We start from the raw sequence: 20,224 nt of genomic DNA, 5'->3' as shown, positions 1-20,224 counted from the left end.
GCGTGGGAGCAAGCGCCCTCGCCCCAAAAGCGACTCCGATCGAATTTAGTAGAGACCCCCAATGAGACTGTCCCGTTTCTTTATCGACGCCCCCCTGAGTACCGGCGAACACGAATTGCCCGAAGCCCAGGCCCATTACATCAGCCGCGTGTTGCGCATGGCCGAGGGCGATCTGCTGCAACTGTTCGATGGCTCGGGCCAGGAGTTCCGCGCCACTCTGGTTGAGGTCGGCAAGAAGCGTGTCGTGGTTCAGATCGACGAGCAGTTCGCCGGCCAGGTCGAATCGCCACTGCAGATCCATCTCGGTCAGGGCCTGTCCCGTGGCGAGCGCATGGACTGGGCGATCCAGAAAGCCACTGAATTGGGTGTCAGCGAAATCACCCCGATCTTCAGCGAGCGCTGCGAAGTCCGGCTCAAGGACGAGCGCGCCGACAAACGCCTGCTGCACTGGCGCCAGGTCGCGATCAGCGCCTGCGAGCAATGCGGGCGCTCACGGGTGCCGGTGATTCATCCGCCGGTGCTGTTGGCCGATTGGTTGAAGCAGACTCAGGCTGAATTGAAGCTGGTGCTGCACCCGGTGGCCGAACCGCTGGTCAGTCATGCCAAGCCTGCGACGCTGGCCTTTCTGATCGGCCCGGAAGGCGGGTTATCGGATGCGGAAGTGGATCAGGCCAAGGGCGCTGGTTTTCATGCAGCCAGGCTGGGGCCTCGGGTATTGCGTACAGAGACTGCGCCGGTGGTTGCCTTGGCGGTGGCCCAGCAGCTTTGGGGCGATTTCTAGGCCCCTGTCGCGAGCAGGCTCCCACAGTTCAAATGCGTTCCACTGTGGGAGCCTGCTCGCGATGGCCGCGACGCGGTCTACGGGAACAGCACCGATCACTATTGCACCGGATCGCTCACCGGCCTGGCAATGATCGCCTTGAGTTCGCTGGTCATCGGAAACTCAAGGTTCAAACCCTTCGGCGGAATCGGCTGTTCGAACCAGCGCTGGTAGATGCCGTTGATTTCCCCCGAACTGTACAGGTCCCCCAGTGCGCCGTTGACCAGTGCCAGGAACTGCGGGTCGTCCTTGCGCACCATGCAGCTGTAGATTTCCCGCGATTGTTCCTCTCCCACCACCACCCACTTGTGTGGGTCATGGGCCTTGGCGCGCTCGCCGTAGAGAAGCGCATCGTCCATATAGAAAGCGGCGGCACGACCCGATTGCAGCATCTGAAAGGCTTCGCCGTGGTCCTTGGCGCTGATCACGAACATGTCGATCTTGTGGTCGACGTTGTAGCTCTTCAGGAAGCGCTCGTTGGTCGTACCGGCAGTCGTCACCACGTTCTTGCCACGCAAGTCGGCGAAGCTTTTGATACCGCTGTCCCTGGCGGTCAGCAATTGGCCTTTTACATAGATGAAGCCATAGGAAAACGCCACTTGCTTCTGCCGCTCGGCGGTCACGCCCGTGGAGCCACACTCCAGGTCCACGGTACCGTTCTGCACCAGAGGAATGCGTGTTTGCGAGGTCACCAGGTTGTAACTCACCTTCAGGTCCGGCAACGCCAATTGCTGCTGGATACGCTCGACAATCTTGCCCGCCAGATCCACCGAATAGCCCATCGGTTTGCCGGTTTGATCACCCACGTATGAGAACGGCACTGACGCATCGCGATAGCCCAGGGTAATGCTCTTGGCGTTGGCGATCTTGCTCAGGGTGCCGGTCAGTGGGGCCTCGTTGGCCTGGACCTGACTCGCGAGCAACAGTCCGAGGGTGCAGCCGAGCAACGTGATTTTTTGCATTGTTATTCTCCGTTGTGGGTGTTGGATGAGGGTCATTTCAAACGAGCAGCGATGACAGTGATTTCCACCAGTACCTGCGGTCTCGCCAGCTCGGCCTGCACGGTCGTGCGGCTCGGGGCCTGCCCTGGCGATAGCCAGTTCGACCAGACCTCATTCATGGCGGCAAAATCGTCGGTGATATTTTTCAGGTAAATGGTCGCGCTGAGCATTTGATCCTTGTGGCTGCCGGCTTCGGCCAGCAACGCATCAATCCTGGCCAGCACTTCGCGGGTCTGACCGCCCACGTCCGAGGCTTCACCCGGCACTTGGCCAGAGAGAAATACCAGATCGCCAAACGTCACGGCGCCAGACAACCTCGGGTTGCTGTGGAGTCGGGTAATGGTCATTGCAGTGTCCTCTTGGCAAATAAAAGATCAGGCGGCCCGGTGGTTGAAACCGTGCATATCGATGGAGGGCCGGCGCTGGCCGATCAGTTCACTGAGCAACCGCCCACTGCCACAGGCCAGGGTGAAACCCAACGCGCCATGACCGATGTTGAGCCACAGGTTGCGATAGGCCGTGGCGCCCAGCAACGGCACGCCGCTCGGCGTGGCCGGGCGCATCCCGGCCCATTCGGTGGCCGCGTCATAGGCCCCGGCATTGGGGAAGGTGTCACGGGCCTGACGCTTGATCAGCGCCAGTCGCTTGGGGTCTATAGCAGGATCAAAGCCAACGATGTCGACCATCGCAGCCACCCGCAACTGCTCGCCGATTCGTGCGTATACGATCTTGCGGTCATAGTCGGTGATGCTCACATCCGGGGCCTGGTGGTCGGGGCCGATGGGCACCGTCAGGCTGTAGCCCTTGAGCGGGTACAACGGCAATTGCAGACCGGGCAATGCCAACAGCGGACTGCGGTGGCCGGCGGCGATCACCAATTGATCGACCGGCAACACTTGCTCGCCCAGATCGATGGCGCTGACGCTGCCGTTGGCGTGGCGAATGCCGGTCACCGCTTGCCCCAGGCGTAACTCGCAACGCCCGGACGCTTGCAACCGTGTAGCCAAGAGCCGGCAGAAAGCATGGCAATCGCCCACTTCTTCGTCCGGCGTATAAATCGCACCGACAAAGGGTGCATCGGCCAGGGCCGGCTCAAGTTGAGCGCACTCGGCCGCCGACAGCACCTGTTGCTGCTGAGGGTCGGCCAGCCGCTGGCATGCATGCTCGAAGCTGGCACGCTCCCGGAAGGTCACCAGTTTGCCGTTGCGCCGCCATTGGAAGCCTGCCAGCCCATCGTCTTCGCGCCATGCCTTCAATGTGCCTTGACTGAACAGCGCCAGCCGCAGCAAGTGTGCGGCGTTCTCACGGTTGACCGAGCGGCGGCAAGCGCCGAGAAAGGACGCCATCCAGCGCCACTGCGCAGCGTCGAACCGCGGGCGCAGCTTCAAGGGGGAATCGCCGCGCAGCATCCAGCCAATGGCTTGCAACGGCACACCGGCGTCAGCCAAAGGTGCGACGTAGCGATAGGAGAGTTGCCCACCATTGGCGAAACTGGTTTCGCTGCCCAACGCGTCCCGCGCCTCGATGACGGTGACCTCAAAGCCGTCGCGCACCAGCGCATAGGCCGTTGCCAGACCAATCACGCCGCCGCCGATGATGCACACACGCTGAGCCATGTCCGTCCTTAAAACCGTTGTGATGACGAAGCCGAGGTTAGGGCCAGGTGACAGGCGGCGAACAATGAATAAAGATGCTTAACCCATAAACAAAGGTTATGGACTCGCCATGCGCCTCCGTCACATCGAGATATTCCAGGCCATCCGCCAAACCGGATCGATCAGCGCCGCCGCGCAATTGCTGCACGTCTCGCAACCGGCGGTGACCAAGGTGCTACAGCACGCCGAGCAGCAGTTGGGGTTCCCGTTGTTCTTGCGGGTTCGCGGCAAGTTGCAAGCGACGCCCGAAGCGCTGGAGCTGGAGCGCGAGGTCGACAAGGTCAGTGAAAGCTTGCAAGGCGTGCGGCGCCTGGCCCAGAGCCTGCGTCGCGAACCGGGCCACAGCCTGCGGATCGGCGCCACGCCGGCGCTGGCCCTGTCGTTGTTGCCGCCGGCCATTCACGAGTGGACCGCACGCTACCCGGACATCGCCTGCGAATTGTCCAGCGCCCATAGCCGTGAGCTGGTGCAGAACCTGCTGATGCGGGAAGTGGATGTCGCCCTGACGCTGCAAAGACCGGATCATCCGGGGCTCAAGGCCCAAGCCTTGGCGGGCGGTGTATTGGTGGTGCTGGCACCGGCGGGTTACTGGCCATCGGCGCAGGCCGGCATGCCATTGTCATTGATGGCCCTGGCCGATGCGCCGCTGATTGGCTTGTCCAGTGCCGACCCGCTGGCCGCCCGGCTCGACACCTACCTCGAAGCGGTCGAACCGCCGCCCCGGGTGCGCATCGCGGTGCAGACCTATTCGCTGGCCCGGGCGATGGTGGAGTCCGGTGCCGGGCTGGCGGTGATCGATCCGTTCACGGCCCTGGGCGCCTCCCCCGTCACAACGACTATTCGCCCTCTCGCGCCACCGCTGCCCATCACCCTGTACGCGGTGACCCGCGCCACGGAACCGCCGCCCCACACTTTGAGCGACCTGTTGCAGGTGTTCAGTCGACAGGCCCAGGCACAACTCGATCGCATTGCTGGTCTTGCACCGGACCTGTAGGAGCGATCACAGGACATAAAAGAAAATCGCCACGAAGTGCAGCAGGCTCCCGGCAATCACGAACAGATGCCAGATCCCGTGGGCATGGCGCAGGCGATGATCGAGGGCAAAAAAGATAATGCCCACGGTGTACAACACCCCGCCCGAGGCCAACCACGCAAAACCGGCGACACCCAGTGCCGCCAGCAATGGCTTGACCGCCACCAGCACGATCCAGCCCATCACCGCGTAAATCACGATCGACAGAATCCGCGCTTCCGAGCGCGGCTTGATCTCCTGCAAAATGCCGATCAGCGCCAGCCCCCAGACAATCCCGAACAACGTCCAGCCCCAGGGCCCGCGCAAGGTCACCAGGCAAAACGGCGTATAGCTGCCGGCGATCAGCAGGTAGATCGAAAAGTGATCGACCTTCTGCATGATCACTTTCTTGCGCCCGCGCACGCTGTGGTACACGGTCGACGCGCTGTACAACACCAGCAAGGTGAAGGCGTAGATCGCCATGCTGACAATCTTCCACGGACTGCCGTCCAGACTGGCGACGACGATCAGCCAGACACCCCCGACAAACGCCGCCACCGCCCCAATCAGATGCGTCCAGGCATTGAGTCTTTCCCCGTGATACATCGGTCATTCACCTCGAAAATCATTAGCCCAACGTACAAGGCTTAGGCCTGAAGCTTAAGAGCGCAATGTTTCAGAACACAATGGCCGGTTTGCCGGTGTCAGCGCCTCAAGTTTTACGTTGATCGTCATGGCGCCATCGCTGGCAAGCCAGCTCCCGTAAAGGCCCGTACAATCGAGCCATTCGAACAAGAGTCCGCGCCATGCTGATTGACGAAGAGTTGACCCTGAAAAAACTCGAGGTGTTCCTGGCCTTCATGCGTACCGGCAATCTGTCCCGGGCCGCGGCCGAGTTACAGACCAGCAACGTCAGCGTGCACCGGGCGATCCACTCCCTGGAAAGCGCCTTGCGCTGCCCGTTGTTCAAACACGAAGGCCGCAACCTGACCCCGCTGGAAAGCGCCTACGTGCTGGAAGAACGGGCGCAGAAGCTGATTCAGGACGTGGTCGAGAGCGTACGCCTGACGCGCGAGGCCGCCGGATTTTCCGCTGAACGCTTCAAACTGGGCTCGCTGTATTCGCTGACCGTGAAAACCGTGCCGCAGTTGATCATGGGCCTGAAAATCCGCCGCAGCGAACTCAACATCGACCTGATCCTTGGTTCGAATTTCGACCTGCTCTACAAGCTCAAGAACATGGAAGTGGATGCGATCCTGGTGTCCCTGGACGACAGCATCAACGACCCGGATTGCGAGCAGATCCAACTGTTTTCCGACGATATCTTCCTCGCCACGCCGGCCGATTCGAAGTTCGCCCAACGCACCGAAGTCGACCTCGCCGAAGTGCGCGACGAAACCTTCATCACCCTGAGCCAGGGCTTCGCCACCCATCAGGACGGCAAGCGGGTATTCGAGCAGGCGGGGTTCGAGCCGAAGGTGGCGATGCAGGTCAACGACATCTTCACCTTGCTGAGCATGGTCAGTTCGGGGGTGGGTTATGCGTTGCTGCCGGGCAGGATTGCGGCGGTGTACGAGAACCGGGTGAAGCTGATCCCGTTGCAGGAAAAATACCGGTTGCAGCAGCACATCGGCGTGGTGTTTCTCAAGGCCAAGGAGCGTGACCCGAATCTGTTGGCGCTATTGGCAGAGTGTCGGATGTATGCCAATCGGCAGGTTTGAGAGCCGCCGCACGTCTTTGGCGAGCAAGCCTCGCGCCTACAGGGATTACGCAATCCCCTGAGGCGCAAGGCTTACCCTCTAAGGCATCAGCCCATTAATCCGCGCATGACCAGAAACAGCACCGAAGGCCCGAGCAAACAGCCTAACGCCGTGTAGAACGCGGCGGTCAGGCAACCATAAGGCACCAGCTTCGGATCCGTAGCCGCCAACCCGCCCGCCACGCCACTGGAAGTGCCCATCAAGCCACCAAAGATCACCGCACTACGTGGATTGTTCAGACCAATTACTGGCGCCACGAACGGCGTCATGACCATCACCAGAATGGCTTTGATCAACCCGGCCGCAATCGACAGCGCCATAACCTCGGAACTGGCGCCAATGGCAGCCCCGGTTACCGGTCCGACGATATACGTCACGGCCCCGGCACCAATGGTGGTCAGGCTCACCGCATCGGTATATCCGAAGGCCATAGCCACCGCGACACCAGCGATGAACGACGTCCCGACGCCGACGAACAATGCCAGTACTCCGACAAAACCGGCACGTTTGAGCTCATCGACGCTGACGCCGAATGCCGTGGCCACAATGGCGAAATCACGCAACATTGCACCGCCCAGCAGACCGATCCCGGACAGCAACGGGATGTCCACCACGCCTTTCTGGCCACCGGTCAACGCACCACCGATGTACGACAACAACAGACCGAGCAAAATGGCGATGGCCGAGCCGTGCAAGCGGCCTTTGGTGAACGTATTGGAAATCCAGTAGGACACCCACATGGTCACGCCGACAATCGCAAAGCCACTGATCATGCCGTAACCGGTAATCACCTTCATCATCGATTCGTACATGGCGATTACCCTACAGTCTTGGGTGGAATGACCGAGGCCGGTTCTTTGTTACCAATTCGAACCAGGACTGGCACCAGCGCAAAAGCGATGGTAACTGCAGCTACACCCGCCAGAATCGCCATTGGCCCTCCCTTGAGCGCGCCATAAACGTTCTGCTGTGCCGCCATGGCAACGACAATCGGGATGTAAATTGCGCTCCAGAACTCTACGCCCTGTTCGGTTTTACCCTTGAACCAACCGCTTTTGTTGAGACAACTGCCGAGCCCGATCAACAACAACATCGCAATACCGACACCGCCGACGTTGGCCGGTATGCCTATCAGCTTGCCAAGCAGTTCACCGATGAAAATACCCGTCAGGGTACAAAAGGCGAGAAACGCCACACCGTAAATAATCATTGTTGTAGTCCTCAAATTGCATCGTCGAATATTGTTTTTGTTGTTCGAAGCCTGAGTCAGTGATCTAGGATTGGCGGCTTCCCTCCTCACGCAACAGCGCCTGCAGGGTATCGAGCCGGGCACCGTCGAAAGCCATCACGGTCCCCTGCTCGAACACCCGGCGCGCCAGCCCGGTCAGCACCGCACCGGGCGGCAGTTCGATCTGTAGACGTACGCCACGCTCATAAGCGCTTTGTACCGTGCCGCGCCAGTCCACCACGCGGCACATGTTGAAAGCGAGGTCGTCGCGCAACGCTTCGATGTTGGTCACCATCCGCGCGCGGCTACCGCTGAGATAACCCAGGACCGGCGTTTTCAGTGGCACCGTGGCGAAGGCTTCGGCCAGGACCTTCGCCGGTGCATCCAGCAGCGGGCAGTGCGACGGCACGCTCACCGCCAGACGCTTGGCCAGCCCGGCACCACGGCCTTTCGCCAACCCGGCGACCGCTTTCATCGCGCCATCGCTGCCGGCGATCACCACCTGGTTATCGGCGTTGATGTTGGCCAGGTAAACCGGCGTGTCGTCGCCGTGAACCTGGGCCAGCAAACCTTCGACCGTCGCCAGATCCAGACCGATGATCGCGGTCATGCCGTAGCCCAGAGGATAAGCCTGCTGCATCAACTCACCGCGCAGGCTGACCAGATGCAACGCATCGCTGAAACTCAGGGCTCCGGCCACCACCGCTGCCGGGTAGGCGCCGATGGACAAACCGGCGACATAATCCGCAGCCACTGACAGTTGACGTGAGGCCGCCACACCCGCGATCAACAGGCACAATTGCACCGCCCGAGTCGACTGCAAGGCTTCGGCAGAATCCAGTCGCAAGACATCCTCACCGAGCACGTCGCTGGCCTCGTTCAGGGTTTCCCGAGGCAAGCGCTGGAGCATGCCCGGCTGCTGCGCGCCCTGACCGGGGAACACCAACAAGCTGCTCACGCTGCCTGCTCCTGCGGGTTCCATGGATCGAGCACCAGACAAGCCTGGCTTGCGTTCTTGAGCAGCACGCGATTCGAAGAACCGGCCCATTCACGCAACGCGACGGCGCCGCATGGCGTCTGCAATTGCATGTCCACTACACAGATGGCGCGGTCCAGAATCGCCACCAGCGCCCGGGATTCAGCACGGCTTAGCGGCTGCGGTGTACGAAGTATCAGGTCGAGGTCACTGCCCTCATGCAAGGCTGCAAACCCGCTGGCCAGTTCAAACCCGGCACTGCCGCTGACACCCCAGACCCGACCGCAACCCTCCAGCATCGGCCGCAATTGAGCCAGGGCCTGAAGCACCGGCAAGTCCCGATCGATATCGACATGACAGAGCGCCTCCGGCGACACCCGACGGGTGATCGAAGCAATCGCCATCGACGCCGCGTAACGCTGCTCACGCAGACGGCCACGCACACCGACCGCCACCTGCCCGGCCGCTGACAAGGCACGCCGCACCACCACCGGTTGCCCGGCGCGGACAGACTCAATCACCCACGCCGGCGCATCCGCTGGCAACTGCTCCGGGGTCATGCCCCAGAGCAGGTCGTGGGCCAACAGCGTGTTCACCACTGCGCCCTCAGCAGTTGGCGAACCAGGCTGGAGGCCGTGCGATTGGTGGCACCGAGGCGGCCACTCAGGTCGCGTCCCTTGGCAGCGACATCGCCGATCGCCAATGCCAGGCACTCGGTCACCCGCGCCAGATCGTTCGCCGACGGTTGTTCGATCCGCTCCACCGACAAGGTTTCCCAGAGCAAACCGAGGCTGGCATAACTGTCGATGTCATAGGCCATCGGTGGCACGCTGGCGGCCAGGGTTTCCAGTTCTTCGACACTGCGCAGCGTCACCCGCGCCGCCGATGCCTTGCCCATGGCATGCACCATCACCCCAGGATCACGCAAGGCAATCAGTCGGTTGGCTTGATAGCCGTGGGCGAGAAAGGCCCCGGACATGGCCTTGCCCACTAACAAGCCGATCACGGCGTGGCCAGCCAGTCGGGCACGGGCATAACTGTCGGCGGCACCGGCCAGGGCCTGATGAATACCGAGCGCTTCTTCGCGCCGGCCATAAGCCTGGCTCGGTACATCAACGATGGCGATCAAGGCGCGTTTTTGCGGTTTGTCCTGATCGGCCGTGATGACTTCATCCACCGCCTTGGCCAGGCCCCAGCCTTCGAGCAAGCCCACTTCACCATGACGGGCACGAACGAAACGGTTATCCGGATCGGCCACCACCGCGATAAAACGAACGGCTTGTTCACCTAGAACGCCATCCGCCACCTTCAGCGAGGCCGGTAAACCTTCGACCGCTTTGGTGCCAGCACTCAAGGCGTTGAACCAGTTCAAGCCCCTCAGGGAATACGCACTCATGAGCGCTCTCCTTGATACAGATCGCGAACCACTGAAGGCTCGATTTGCGGCCCGGCGTCCAGACGCGCCAGCCGTTGCAGGAACAGTTCGGCCTGAGTGCTGCGTTGCTGCGCGGGCAAACCCTGCTTGAGCAACGCGCTGACCTGCTGGCGGATCTGCGCCACGTCGTCATCGGCGTAGCGATCCACCAGGCCGGTGGCAAACCGTTGCTCGCCGCCGGTCAGGCTCCAGATGAACGGACGATCCCGTGAGTCGTATTCCTCAAGTCCGGCCTCCTGTTCGATCACTTGCGGGCCGTTCAGGCCGAGACGCGCTTCCTGAGTGACCAGCAAGTAGCTGCACAAGCCAGCGGCAATCGACATGCCGCCGAAGCAGCCCACGCTGCCGGCCACCACGCCAATCACCGGTTGGTACTGGCGCAGGTCGACAATCGCCGCATGAACATCGGCAATCGCCGCCAGGCCGAGGTTGGCCTCCTGCAAACGTACGCCACCGGTTTCCAGCAGCAGCACGGCACGGGTCGGGATGCCGTTGCGGTTGTCTTCGGCCGCCAGCTCCAGTGCCCCGGCAAGCTTCGCCCCGCCGACTTCACCGAGGCTGCCGCCCTGGAACGCCCCTTCGATAGCCCCGATCACCACCGGCAAACCGTCAATGCTGCCCTTGGCAATAATCACGCCGTCATCGGCCTGTGGCACCACGCCCTGACGCGACAACCAGGGCGACATGACCCGTTGAAACGGGTCGAGCAATTCGCGAAAGGTACCGGCATCGAGCAAGGCCTTCGCCCGTTGGCGGGCGCCGAGTTCGACGAAGCTGTGCTTGTGCAGCAGTTCTGCGTTGTCAGTCATGGCCGATCTCCTCGAAACCCTGCTCCAGGCGCAAACGCACCACGCCGGGGGTGGCGCCGAAATCGTGAATGTCGATGTCCATCGCCGGCGGTGTCTGCCCGTCGAACATCCGTGCAAACAGGTGCTGCCAGCGTTGCTCGCTGCCATTGACCGAGGTCTGCACGGTGATGGTCAGCTTGCCGGCCTGACCCGGCTCGATCAGCACTTCCAGATCGCCCGAGCCGACACAGCCCACCAGTGTGCGGCCGCGTGGCGGCTGCCCGGCGGGGAATTCAAAGGATAAGGTTTCCATCAAAAAGCTCCCTGATTGATGCCGTCGCCGGACTCGATGCGGTCGATGAACAGGCAGGCGGCGAGCAGGTCGGCAGCACCGCCAGGCGAGGCATTCAGCGCGATTAATTGTTGGTCCAGCTCATGCAGGCGACGGCGACCGGCCAGGCTGGCACTGCCACCCGCGTCGAGTACCGCCTGGGCGCCGCGCTGCATGGTTTGCAGGCCTTGCTCGCCGGCGCGGTAGAGCACGCAGGTGTCCGCCAGACTGGTCATGATTGCCAGCAGCGCATCGAGCCGGGCGTTCTGTTCGCCATGACTGGCGGCGCGGCTGCGCTTGAGTTGCGGCAGGGCGCGCTGGGTGACCGCGGGGAAGCCCAACTGCGCTTCTTCCCGCGCACCGCGAGCGCCGTAGCGCTGGGCGACCTGGGCACCATGGCTCAGCGGCCGTGGTGCATGGCGGTCGTTGAGCAAGGCCAGGCGTGCGGCGCGCAAAGCGATGGAACCTGCGGCAGTGGATTCAGGCTCCAGCGCGGAGGCCGCGACCAACAGGCCTAACGCCCAGATGGCTCCGCGATGGGTATTCACTCCGTGGGTGGTGGCGAGCATCGCTTGCTCGCCTTCCCGACCGATCAGCCCGATGGCCTCACGCAGGGGCAAACCGATCTCGCCGATCTCGATGGCGACCTCAGCCATTTCCTTGAACGCTGGCCACAACGCCAGCGCCGAGGCGTGCATCAGCCCCAGGTGCAAATCGGTATGGGCACCGCTGCCGCGTCGATCGACCAGCGCCGGTTTCGGCGACAGATCCGCTTCGTCGATCAGCGCGTCCACCGCCAGGTCCGCCAGGCGTTCGGCCAGGGTCAGGGTTTTCGCGTGCAGGTTGAATGCGTGCATTACCAGCTCCTGAATTTGGCGGGCGGGTTGTAGAGGCCACCGGACCACTCCACCAGATCGGCCACGCTTTTGGCGGCGAGCAATTCGCGGGTGGCGTCGGTGCGGCGGATGCCGAGGTCTTCGGGCAGGGCGATCAGGCCCTCGCGGCGCATGCGCGCCGTGTCTTTGGGGTTATGACGCAGGCCGATGGCGGTCACCCCCGCGACGGCGGCGATCATGGCCTGGCGCTCTTCCAGCGAACGGGCCTTGTACAGGTAGGCAATGCCCTCTTCGGTGAGCAGGTGGGTGACGTCGTCGCCGTAGATCATGATCGGCGCCAGCGGCATGCCACTTTTCTTCGCCACGTCGATCGCATCGAGGGTTTCGACGAAGGTCGGTTTGCCGCCCTCCTGGAAGGTCTCGACCATCTGCACCACGAGTTTCTTGCCGCGTTCGAGCATGGGTTCGGCCGCGTCGCTGTGGCGCATGTCGAGCCAGGCCGGCGTACCGTGGCGCCGGCCGCGCGGGTCGTGGCCCATGTTCGGTGCGCCGCCGAAACCGGCCAGGCGTCCTCGGGTCACGGTCGAAGAATGGCCGTCGCCATCGACTTGCAGGGTGGCACCGATGAACAGATCCACCGCGTATTGCCCGGCGAGTTGGCTGAACATGCGGTTGGAACGCATGGAACCGTCACGCCCGGTGAAGAACACGTCAGGCCGGGCGGCGATGTAGTTTTCCATGCCCAGTTCGGTGCCGAAGCAATGCACGCTTTCGACCCAACCGCTTTCGATTGCCGGGATCAACGTCGGGTGCGGGTTGAGCGTCCAGTTGCGGCAGATCTTGCCCTTCAATCCAAGGGATTCGCCGTAGGTCGGGAGGATCAGCTCGATGGCGGCGGTGTTGAAACCGATGCCGTGATTGAGCGACTGAACATTGTGTTTTTCGTAGATGCCGCGGATCGCCATCATCGCCATCAGCACATGCACAGGCTTGATGTGCCGGGGGTCGCGGGTGAACAGCGGTTCTATATAGAACGGCTTGTCGGCCACCACCACGAAATCGACCCAGGATGCGGGAATGTCGACGCGGGGCAACTCGCTGACGTCGTCCACCAGCTGATTGACCTGGACGATGACGATGCCGTCGCTGAACGCGGCCGGCTCGATCAGGGCCGGAGTGTCTTCGGTACTCGCCCCCGTGTAGATGTTGCCGGCGCGGTCGGCCATGAAACCGGCCGAGAGCACGACGTTGGGAATCAGGTCCACCACCAGCCGAGCATAGAGTTCGATGTAGGTGTGGATCGCGCCGATTTCCAGCAGACCGTCTTCGAGCAACTGGCTGATGCGCAAGCTTTGCGCACCGGCGAAGGCGAAGTCGAGCTTGCTGGCGATGCCGCGTTCGAACAGGTCCAGATGCTCGGCGCGTCCGACGCTGGGCATGATCATGTGCAAATCATGCAGCTTGCCGGGGTCGGCCTTGACCAACGAGCGGGAGAGAAAATCCGCCTGCTTCTGGTTGTTGCCCTCCAGCACCACACGGTCGCCGGGCAGAATCAACGCCTCCAGCGCCGCGACTATCTTGTCGGTGGGCAACACCACACCGTCGGCAAGGCCCCGCACCAGTGCAAGACGCCGCTGCTTTTCGCTGCGCCGCCGCGTCCATCGCGAGTCGGGGGATATTGTTGTTGTCATGACCACTCCACGGGTTCGCTGTCGTGGAGTCACCTTAAGAGCGTTGGGTGGGGGGTATCAATCAAGCAGCGTGGTGGATTATTACGGTCAGGGTAATGGTTGACCGTGCTGACGCTATCGCGAGCAAGCTCCCTCCCACATTGGATTTGCGACATTCATAAAGCGGTGGGAGCGGCAGTGCATTCATCGAAAAATCAGGATCAACCGGCCAACCCCGCCCCGATCAACAATTCCTCCAACGCCAACAAATCCGGCACCTTCGCAACCTGATCACCCACCTGCACCGCCGCTTTTTCCAGCGAGCACAACGGCACGTCGACATAGCTCAACTGACTGTCGAGCTTGTACGAGCGGGGAATGCCCTGGACCAGCATGGCGATGAATTTCAGCTCGGGGCGGCCGCCGAGGGCGTTGAGGATGACGATCCGGGCGCGCTCACCGATGACGATTTTACTGCCGCACGCCGACTCGAAACTGAGCAGCGGGATTTGCCGGTTGCGCCACGGTACTCGCCCCAGATACCAGGGCGGCGTGTCGAGGTCGAATGCCGCGGGCTGGTAGTCGATCAGTTCGGCGACCGCGACGTTGGGCAGGATCAGGTTGCGGTCGGCCAGTGGCAGCAAGAGGCCGGTGAGGTGGCTGGTGCGCTGGTCGATCAGCCGCTCAAGCATGGGTTTTGCTCCATAGGGCGATGCTTTCGAGCAGTACCGATTCCTGGTACGGCTTGCCGAGGTAGTCGTTGACGCCGATGGCCATGGCGCGGTCGCGGTGTTTCTGCCCGGTACGCGAGGTGATCATGATGATCGGCAGGTGCTTCAAACGCTCGTCGCTGCGCACCAGCGTTGCCACTTCGAAACCGTCCATGCGCGGCATTTCGATGTCGAGCAGCAATACGTCGGGCATGTGTTCTTCAAGCAGCAGCATGGCGTCGACCCCGTCCTTGGCCGTCAGCACATTCATGCCGTGGCGTTCGAGCAAGCGGCTGGTGACCTTGCGCACGGTGACCGAGTCATCGACCACCATGATCAGCAACGGCCGTTGCGGCTCGCTCTCGGTATCGGGATTCGCCGGACGCTGTGGCACATGCGCTTGCAGGGCGCGGATCGGCGCCAGCAAATCCAGGATCAGCACCACCCGGCCATCCCCCAGGATCGTCGCGCCGGACACGCCCTGCACCGCCGCGAACTGCGGGCCAAGGCTCTTGACCACGATCTCGCGAGTGCCGGCCATGGCATCGACCAGCACCGCGATGTGCCGCTCGTTGCACTGCACCAGCAGCACCGGCAGCGGCAGGTTCTGGCCCAGCAGTTTTGGCCGTGGACTGGTTTTCAACAGTTCGCCCAGGTAGCACAGTTCATAGCGTTGCCCGGCGTATTCATAGGTCGGCGGGTCGAGGCGGAAATGCCCTTCGAGCTCGTTGGGCAATACGCGGACGATCCCGTCGATGGTGTTCAGCGGGATCGCGTACTGATCCTCGCCACATTGCACCATCAGCGCGCGGTTGACCGACACCGTGAACGGCAGGCGAATGCGGAAGTGCACGCCCTGCCCCCGCACGGAATCGATGCTCATGCTGCCGCCCAGTTGCCGGACTTCTTCATGCACGACATCCATGCCGACGCCCCGCCCGGAAATCTGGGTGATTTTCTCGGCCGTGGAGAACCCCGGCTGCAGGATGAATTGCAGCACGTCGCGGTCGCTGATCTCGCTGTTCGGGTCGAGCAAACCGCGCTTGATCGCCTTGCGCCGCACCGCCTCCAGGGGCACGCCGGCACCGTCGTCGCGAATATCGAAAATGATGTCGCCGCCCTCGCGCAACAGATCGAGGGTGATCCGTCCCTGTGCCGGTTTACCCGCCGCTATCCGCGCCTCGGCAGATTCCAGGCCATGGTCCACGGCGTTGCGCAGCATGTGCTCAAGCGGTGCGGCCATGCGTTCGAGCACGTTGCGATCCATCTCGCCTTCAGCGTTTTCGACGATGAACTCGACGTCCTTGCCCAACTCTTCGGACACCTGACGAACGATGCGCTTCAAGCGCGGCAGCATCCGCTCGAACGGCACCATGCGCGTATGCATCAGGCCTTCCTGCAGTTCGGTGTTGATGCGGCCTTGCTGTTGCAGCAGGTTTTCCGCGTCCTGATTGCGCCGGTCGAGGGTTTCCTTGAGGTCAAGCAGGTCGGAGGCCGATTCGAACAGCGCCCGCGACAGTTGCTGCAATTGCGAGTGACGGTCCATCTCCAGTGGATCGAACTCCTCGTAACCCAGGCGTTCGGCGTCGACTTGCTGGCGACTGAGGATCCGGCCCTGGGTTTCGATATCGAGTCGACGCAGTTGATCGCGCATCCGCTCGATGGTGGTTTCCATCTCGTTCAGGGCGATTTGCGCATCGCTGACCTGCTGCTCGATGCGGCCGCGAAAGATCGATGTCTCGCCGGCCAGGTTGACCAGGTCATCGAGCAGTTCCGCCGAAACCTTGACCATGTCGGCCCCGGCATCGGGCTGCTGCGGGGCTTCGTTTTTTGCAGTGACGGGCAGCGAGATTGGCGCTGGCGCTTCAGGCAGTGTCGGGTGGCTGAAGTTCTTGATCGCGTCGATCAGCCGATCGGCCGGCGGCAAGGGTTCGCCGGCGCGGGTCGCGTCGAGCATTTGCGCCAGACGGTCATGGCTGCGTTGCAGCAGCTCGAACAACGCCGACGTGGGTTTCAGCACTCCGGTGGATAAATCTTCGTAGAGAAACTCCAGCTCATGGGCCAAATCGCCGATCGGGGCGATTTCCACCATACGGGCGCCGCCCTTGAGCGTGTGCAGGTCGCGCAGCAGGGTTTCCACTTCCTGACGATTCGACGGCTCGGCCTGCCAGCGCACCAGCGCCGCACCGGAGCTTTCGATAATGTCGAAACCTTCTTCGAGGAAGATGTCCAGCAGCTCGCTGTCGTGATGGGCCGAGTCATGGCTGGCCGCAGGTTCGATCACATCGGCGTGGCCCGTTTGCCCTTGGCGCAACACCCGGATCGCGTCGATCAACTCGCTCGAGTCGCCCAGGGGCTGGTGCTGTTTCAGTTGCTCAAGCAATTGCGCCAACCGCTCATGGCTGCGTTGCAGCAAATCGGTCAACCCGACGCTGTAGCTGTAACGACGGTCGACCAGGCCTTCGTAGAGGTGTTCCAGTTCATGGGCCAGGTCACCGACCGGCTCGACCTCGGCCATGCGCGCACCGCCCTTGAGGGTGTGCATGTCCCTTTGCAAGGACGACAGCGGCGCGACGTTCTGCGGCTCGCCCAACCAGCGCTGCAAGGCCTGGCCGGCGCTTTCGAGGATATCCACCGCTTCTTCGAGGAAGATCGAAACGATCTCGTCGTCCAGGTCCTTACCACGGTTCTCTGTAGGAGCTGGCTTGCCCGCGAAGGACTCACCGACACCGCGTTTTTCCAATAAAAACGCGTCATCGTTGACGACCATCGCGGGCAAGCCAGCGCCCACAGGGGGCAGGCTGTTTTCGAGTTCGGCGGTGGCATCGGACAGTTCGCGGATGCTCAGGGTGCGGCTGCCGTCACTACGAATAAGGCCCATGGCCGATGGGTCCAGGCTCTGATCGAGCAGACCGTGCAAGGCGCGAATCCGTTCCGGGCGCGGGCTGACTTCCTGGCCGGCAGCCAGTTCATCAAGCATGTTGATCAGCGCTTCGTGGGCACTTTGCGCTTCCTGGAAAAACGCCTCGCTGACCGCCAGACTGCTTTCTTCCACCGCACCGTAAAGGTCGAGCAAGGCTTCGCACAGCTCATCGACAGGATGCAGATCGGCCAGGTGCGCACCTTCGCCGAGGGTGGTCAATTCATCCAGCAGCGCACTGAGTTCCTGGCGTTCGCCAGGGTGTTGCTGCCAGCGTTGCAACAGGCTTTCGGCGTCCAGCAGGATGTCCATGCCCTGGGCCAGAAAGTTGTTGATCAATTGCGGGTCGCGCTTGATGCGCAGCCCTGTGCTCGGGGTGTTCGACAGGCTGGCCAGACGTTCGGCCAACAATGCCTGGGTGCGTTGGATCAAGGCCACAGCGTCAGGGATCCCGGCCAACGGGTCCGTCTTGAGTTGGCGCAAGCCGAGGCGGAACAAACCTTCGGCTTCCAACAGCAATTCGACTTCGTCCAGATCCAGGGCGATCTGGTGGGCCTTGTATTCCCGGGCCAGTTGATCCAGCGGCGCGGCCAGCTCGGCAATCGGCAACACCCCGGCCATCGACGCACTGCCCTTGAGGGTGTGCAAGGCGCGCTGCAACTCATCGCTGGCCTGCAGCGGCACGTGTTCGGCCGCCTGATCCAGGAAGCGGTTGAGGCTGTTCAAATGGGTTTCGGCTTCTTTGCGGAAGATCTCCAGCAGCAAGGGATCAAGGGCCGCGACGTCCTGGGTATCTTCATCGGCGGCCCATTCCTCGCCCTTGGCCAGGGCATGGGCGCGGGCGGCCAATTGGTCGACGTCGTTGCGCTGGCGTTGTGCACCGGCGGCAAATTCGGCCACCAGTTCCGGCAGCAGCGCCACCACATCAGCCAACAGTTGTTGCACGGCAGCGCACGGTGCGACGCTGTGCTCCAGCACGCGGTTGAGCAGGTTTTCCACGGCCCAGGCCAGTTCGCCGAGCACCAGCGCACGGACCATTCGACCACTGCCCTTCAGCGTATGGAACGCGCGCCGCACGTCCCCCAGGGCTGACGGGTCATCGGGGGCGGCCGACCTGCGCGGTAAGTATTCCCGAAGGATTTGCAGCACCTCGTCGGCCTCTTCGAGGAACACTTCGCGCAGTTCGTCATCCACCGGCTCTTCACCGGCAGGCGGCGGCAATAGGCTGCCTGGCGTGGTCAGGGCGGGCGGGTTCAGCGCCGACACCGGGCTGGCCATCACATCCGCCAGGGTCTGGACGATGGTCGGATCGTCCAGTTCCTGCATCTGTTGGATGACCTGCGCCTCGCTCGGACTCAGTACGTCCTCGAGCACCGGCACATGCTGTTCGCGGGGGAAGAAACCGAGTGACGCCAGGCTTTTTTCGGCGATATCGAGCAATGACTCACCGGGGGCTTCCGGGTCATCGTTGAGGCGCTCCAGGTAGTATTCGAGGCTGGCGATAACGTCGGCCAGGCTGTCCAGTTCCTGCCAGTCGGGCTGGCCGGGATCGAGCAGCAGGTGCTCGCGGATGAAGTGATTGCAGGTTTCGACCAGGCTGGCCGCGCGGCTCAACGGAATCATCGCCAGCGCACCGCGAACCTGGGTCAACAGGGCCGGCAGCGCCTGTAAATGTTGGCGGTCCCAGTCGGCGTCGATGTAGTCGACGATCATGTCCTTGGCCTGCTGCAGGCAGATGCGCGCTTCCTTGATCACGATCTGGTGAATCTGCGTCAGGTCGGTGGTCGGCAGACGGCTGTCTTCCTGACTCTCCGGTTCCACGGTGCCGACCATGCCGGCCAGCGTCGCTTCGACATAGAGCAAGGCCCCGGCCACATCCATGAGGATCGCGTCATCGGGCGCACGCTGGCCCTGGGCGAGACTCAGCACCACCGCCAATTGGTCAATGATGACCTTGCGCGGCTGACCGAAACCCAGCACCGCCAGAGTGTCGGCGATTTGCCGCAGCGGCGCCAACAGGCTGTCGAGATCCGAGGTGTGTTGACGGTCGCTGCGCACGAACAGGTCCAGGCGCTCCTTGACCCGCACCAGCTCCTCGCAGAGCGCCGCCAGTACCGAACGCATGGCGTCGCGGTCGGGACCGGCCAGCCGTGCGCGTTCTTCATCGACCATCGCGCTGTCAGGCAGCGCATCGTCCAGTCCGTAGCGATCTTTCATGGTCAGCATCTGCCCGGTGGGGTGTTCGGCTTTGGCAATGTAAAACAGCAAACTCTTGAGCAGCTCCGGCGGCGCCGGTTGATTGATCGCGGGCATGCCTTGTTCGAGCAGACGCTTGAGTTCCTTGTCGGCGTCCTTGAACAGGCTGCGCAAGGCGGGGCTGTTGGCAATCGCACCGCCGCGCATGCCTTCGACCAGCGCCGAAGCGACCTGCCACAACGGGCTCAAGGGTGCGTTACCGCACAGGCTTTCGAGGCGACTGAATACCTTGGCCAGATAACCGAGGTTAGTCTCGTCATCCTGCTCACGGAGCAAGCCAACCAGGGCCATCTGCAACATTTGCCGCAATTTGCGCAGCACGCTCGGCAGCTCCGCCGGCTCCAGCAGCGCCAGCGATTCCTCATCCAGGGGCGGCAGATCAGGCAACTGTGGGCTGAACAGGCTGGTCTCGGACAACAGGCCTTCACCACGGGCGCTGCGCAGATCGTTGATCAGCGGCAGCACCACCAGCGGCAAGTCGCGACGCGCGCCCTGGACCCGGTCGAGGTAAATCGGCAATTGCCCCAAGGCTTGCATCAACAGGTGCAGTGCCTCGTCACGGTGGCTGACGCGGTCCTGTTGCATGGCGCACACAAGCTGCTCCATCTCTTCGGCGAGCAGGGCCGCGCCGTAGAATTCGACCATCTGCAAACTGCCGTGAACCTGATGGATGCACGCCAGGCAATCACTCAGCGCATGCGTCGCCTGCGGATCATCCAGCAGGGTTTCGATGGCGTGATGAGCCTGCTTCAGCGTTTCGGCAATCTCGCCTTTGACCCATTCGAGGGCCACATAGTCGTGCCGATCACCCATAACCACTCCAGTT

18 protein-coding genes are annotated in these 20,224 nt (G+C 62.4%); 3 read left to right on the top strand and 15 right to left on the bottom strand.

Translation table 11 applies throughout. The features are described from left to right. Positions 1 to 61 precede the first annotated feature (61 nt). Entirely contained in the window at positions 62 to 781 is a 720-nt protein-coding gene (locus tag ACX3YD_RS01070) for a 16S rRNA (uracil(1498)-N(3))-methyltransferase (protein WP_458959093.1), read from the top strand. Between the two features lie 98 nt (positions 782 to 879). Here ACX3YD_RS01070 and ACX3YD_RS01065 read toward each other — a convergent pair whose 3' ends face one another. From ACX3YD_RS01065 to ACX3YD_RS01055, 3 genes are read right to left on the bottom strand one after another with little or no spacing between them, the layout of a single operon-like run. Then, positions 880 to 1,782, bottom strand: a complete 903-nt coding sequence (locus tag ACX3YD_RS01065) for a transporter substrate-binding domain-containing protein (protein ID WP_458959092.1) — start codon at positions 1,780 to 1,782, stop codon at positions 880 to 882. Positions 1,783 to 1,814: 32 nt separating this feature from the next. Next, the gene (locus tag ACX3YD_RS01060; protein WP_103402780.1) at positions 1,815 to 2,168 is read right to left on the bottom strand and encodes a RidA family protein; all 354 of its coding nucleotides are present in this window, start codon (positions 2,166 to 2,168) and stop codon (positions 1,815 to 1,817) included. A 27-nt stretch (positions 2,169 to 2,195) separates the two neighbouring features. After that, positions 2,196 to 3,437, bottom strand: coding sequence for a D-amino acid dehydrogenase (locus ACX3YD_RS01055; RefSeq protein ID WP_103402781.1), 1,242 nt, complete (start codon positions 3,435 to 3,437; stop codon positions 2,196 to 2,198). A gap of 109 nt (positions 3,438 to 3,546) precedes the next feature. On the opposite strand from ACX3YD_RS01055, the gene ACX3YD_RS01050 reads away from it, so the two are divergent. Next, a complete protein-coding gene (locus tag ACX3YD_RS01050; protein ID WP_458959091.1) occupies positions 3,547 to 4,470 on the top strand; it encodes a LysR family transcriptional regulator in 924 nt (307 codons plus the stop codon). 6 nt (positions 4,471 to 4,476) lie between these two features. Here the strand turns inward: ACX3YD_RS01050 and trhA are convergent, their stop codons facing one another. After that, positions 4,477 to 5,094, bottom strand: coding sequence for a PAQR family membrane homeostasis protein TrhA (gene trhA / locus ACX3YD_RS01045; RefSeq protein WP_103402783.1), 618 nt, complete (start codon positions 5,092 to 5,094; stop codon positions 4,477 to 4,479). Positions 5,095 to 5,294: 200 nt separating this feature from the next. Here trhA and ACX3YD_RS01040 point away from each other — a divergent pair, with 200 nt between their 5' ends. Continuing rightward, positions 5,295 to 6,209 carry a LysR family transcriptional regulator gene (locus tag ACX3YD_RS01040; RefSeq protein WP_103402784.1) on the top strand — a complete coding sequence of 305 codons (915 nt, stop codon included), beginning with the start codon at positions 5,295 to 5,297 and terminating at the stop codon, positions 6,207 to 6,209. 86 nt (positions 6,210 to 6,295) lie between these two features. Here ACX3YD_RS01040 and madM read toward each other — a convergent pair whose 3' ends face one another. From madM to ACX3YD_RS00985, 11 genes are all read right to left on the bottom strand, one after another. After that, positions 6,296 to 7,060 carry a malonate transporter subunit MadM gene (gene madM / locus ACX3YD_RS01035; RefSeq protein ID WP_103402785.1) on the bottom strand — a complete coding sequence of 255 codons (765 nt, stop codon included), beginning with the start codon at positions 7,058 to 7,060 and terminating at the stop codon, positions 6,296 to 6,298. Between the two features lie 5 nt (positions 7,061 to 7,065). Beyond that, complete coding sequence (gene madL / locus ACX3YD_RS01030; RefSeq protein WP_103402786.1) at positions 7,066 to 7,458, bottom strand: malonate transporter subunit MadL; 393 nt, start codon at positions 7,456 to 7,458, stop codon at positions 7,066 to 7,068. Positions 7,459 to 7,522: 64 nt separating this feature from the next. Further along, positions 7,523 to 8,434: a malonate decarboxylase subunit epsilon gene (gene mdcH, locus ACX3YD_RS01025; protein ID WP_103402787.1), complete on the bottom strand. Its 912-nt coding sequence runs from the start codon at positions 8,432 to 8,434 to the stop codon at positions 7,523 to 7,525. Next, positions 8,431 to 9,051 (bottom strand): malonate decarboxylase holo-ACP synthase, encoded by a 621-nt coding sequence (locus ACX3YD_RS01020; protein WP_103402788.1) that lies wholly within the window; start codon positions 9,049 to 9,051, stop codon positions 8,431 to 8,433. Before ACX3YD_RS01020 ends, mdcH begins: the two co-directional genes overlap by 4 nt. Then, positions 9,045 to 9,848, bottom strand: coding sequence for a biotin-independent malonate decarboxylase subunit gamma (gene mdcE / locus ACX3YD_RS01015; RefSeq protein ID WP_103402789.1), 804 nt, complete (start codon positions 9,846 to 9,848; stop codon positions 9,045 to 9,047). Before mdcE ends, ACX3YD_RS01020 begins: the two co-directional genes overlap by 7 nt. Then, positions 9,845 to 10,696 carry a biotin-independent malonate decarboxylase subunit beta gene (locus ACX3YD_RS01010; RefSeq protein WP_458959090.1) on the bottom strand — a complete coding sequence of 284 codons (852 nt, stop codon included), beginning with the start codon at positions 10,694 to 10,696 and terminating at the stop codon, positions 9,845 to 9,847. The genes mdcE and ACX3YD_RS01010 overlap by 4 nt, the downstream gene beginning before the upstream one ends. Further along, positions 10,689 to 10,988 (bottom strand): malonate decarboxylase subunit delta, encoded by a 300-nt coding sequence (locus ACX3YD_RS01005; protein ID WP_034147532.1) that lies wholly within the window; start codon positions 10,986 to 10,988, stop codon positions 10,689 to 10,691. The genes ACX3YD_RS01010 and ACX3YD_RS01005 overlap by 8 nt, the downstream gene beginning before the upstream one ends. After that, positions 10,988 to 11,863: a triphosphoribosyl-dephospho-CoA synthase gene (locus ACX3YD_RS01000; RefSeq protein WP_458959089.1), complete on the bottom strand. Its 876-nt coding sequence runs from the start codon at positions 11,861 to 11,863 to the stop codon at positions 10,988 to 10,990. The genes ACX3YD_RS01005 and ACX3YD_RS01000 overlap by 1 nt, the downstream gene beginning before the upstream one ends. Then, entirely contained in the window at positions 11,863 to 13,533 is a 1,671-nt protein-coding gene (gene mdcA / locus ACX3YD_RS00995; protein WP_103402792.1) for a malonate decarboxylase subunit alpha, read from the bottom strand. Before mdcA ends, ACX3YD_RS01000 begins: the two co-directional genes overlap by 1 nt. 200 nt (positions 13,534 to 13,733) lie before the next feature. Next, a complete protein-coding gene (locus ACX3YD_RS00990) occupies positions 13,734 to 14,204 on the bottom strand; it encodes a chemotaxis protein CheW (protein WP_371919874.1) in 471 nt (156 codons plus the stop codon). Beyond that, entirely contained in the window at positions 14,197 to 20,211 is a 6,015-nt protein-coding gene (locus tag ACX3YD_RS00985; protein ID WP_458959088.1) for an Hpt domain-containing protein, read from the bottom strand. The genes ACX3YD_RS00990 and ACX3YD_RS00985 overlap by 8 nt, the downstream gene beginning before the upstream one ends. Positions 20,212 to 20,224: the final 13 nt, after the last annotated feature.

It is taken from the genome of Pseudomonas fluorescens group sp. PF-1, assembly GCF_054481335.1.
The sequence above is the reverse complement of the archived record's forward strand: the minus strand, read 5'-3'. Positions and strand labels throughout refer to the sequence as shown.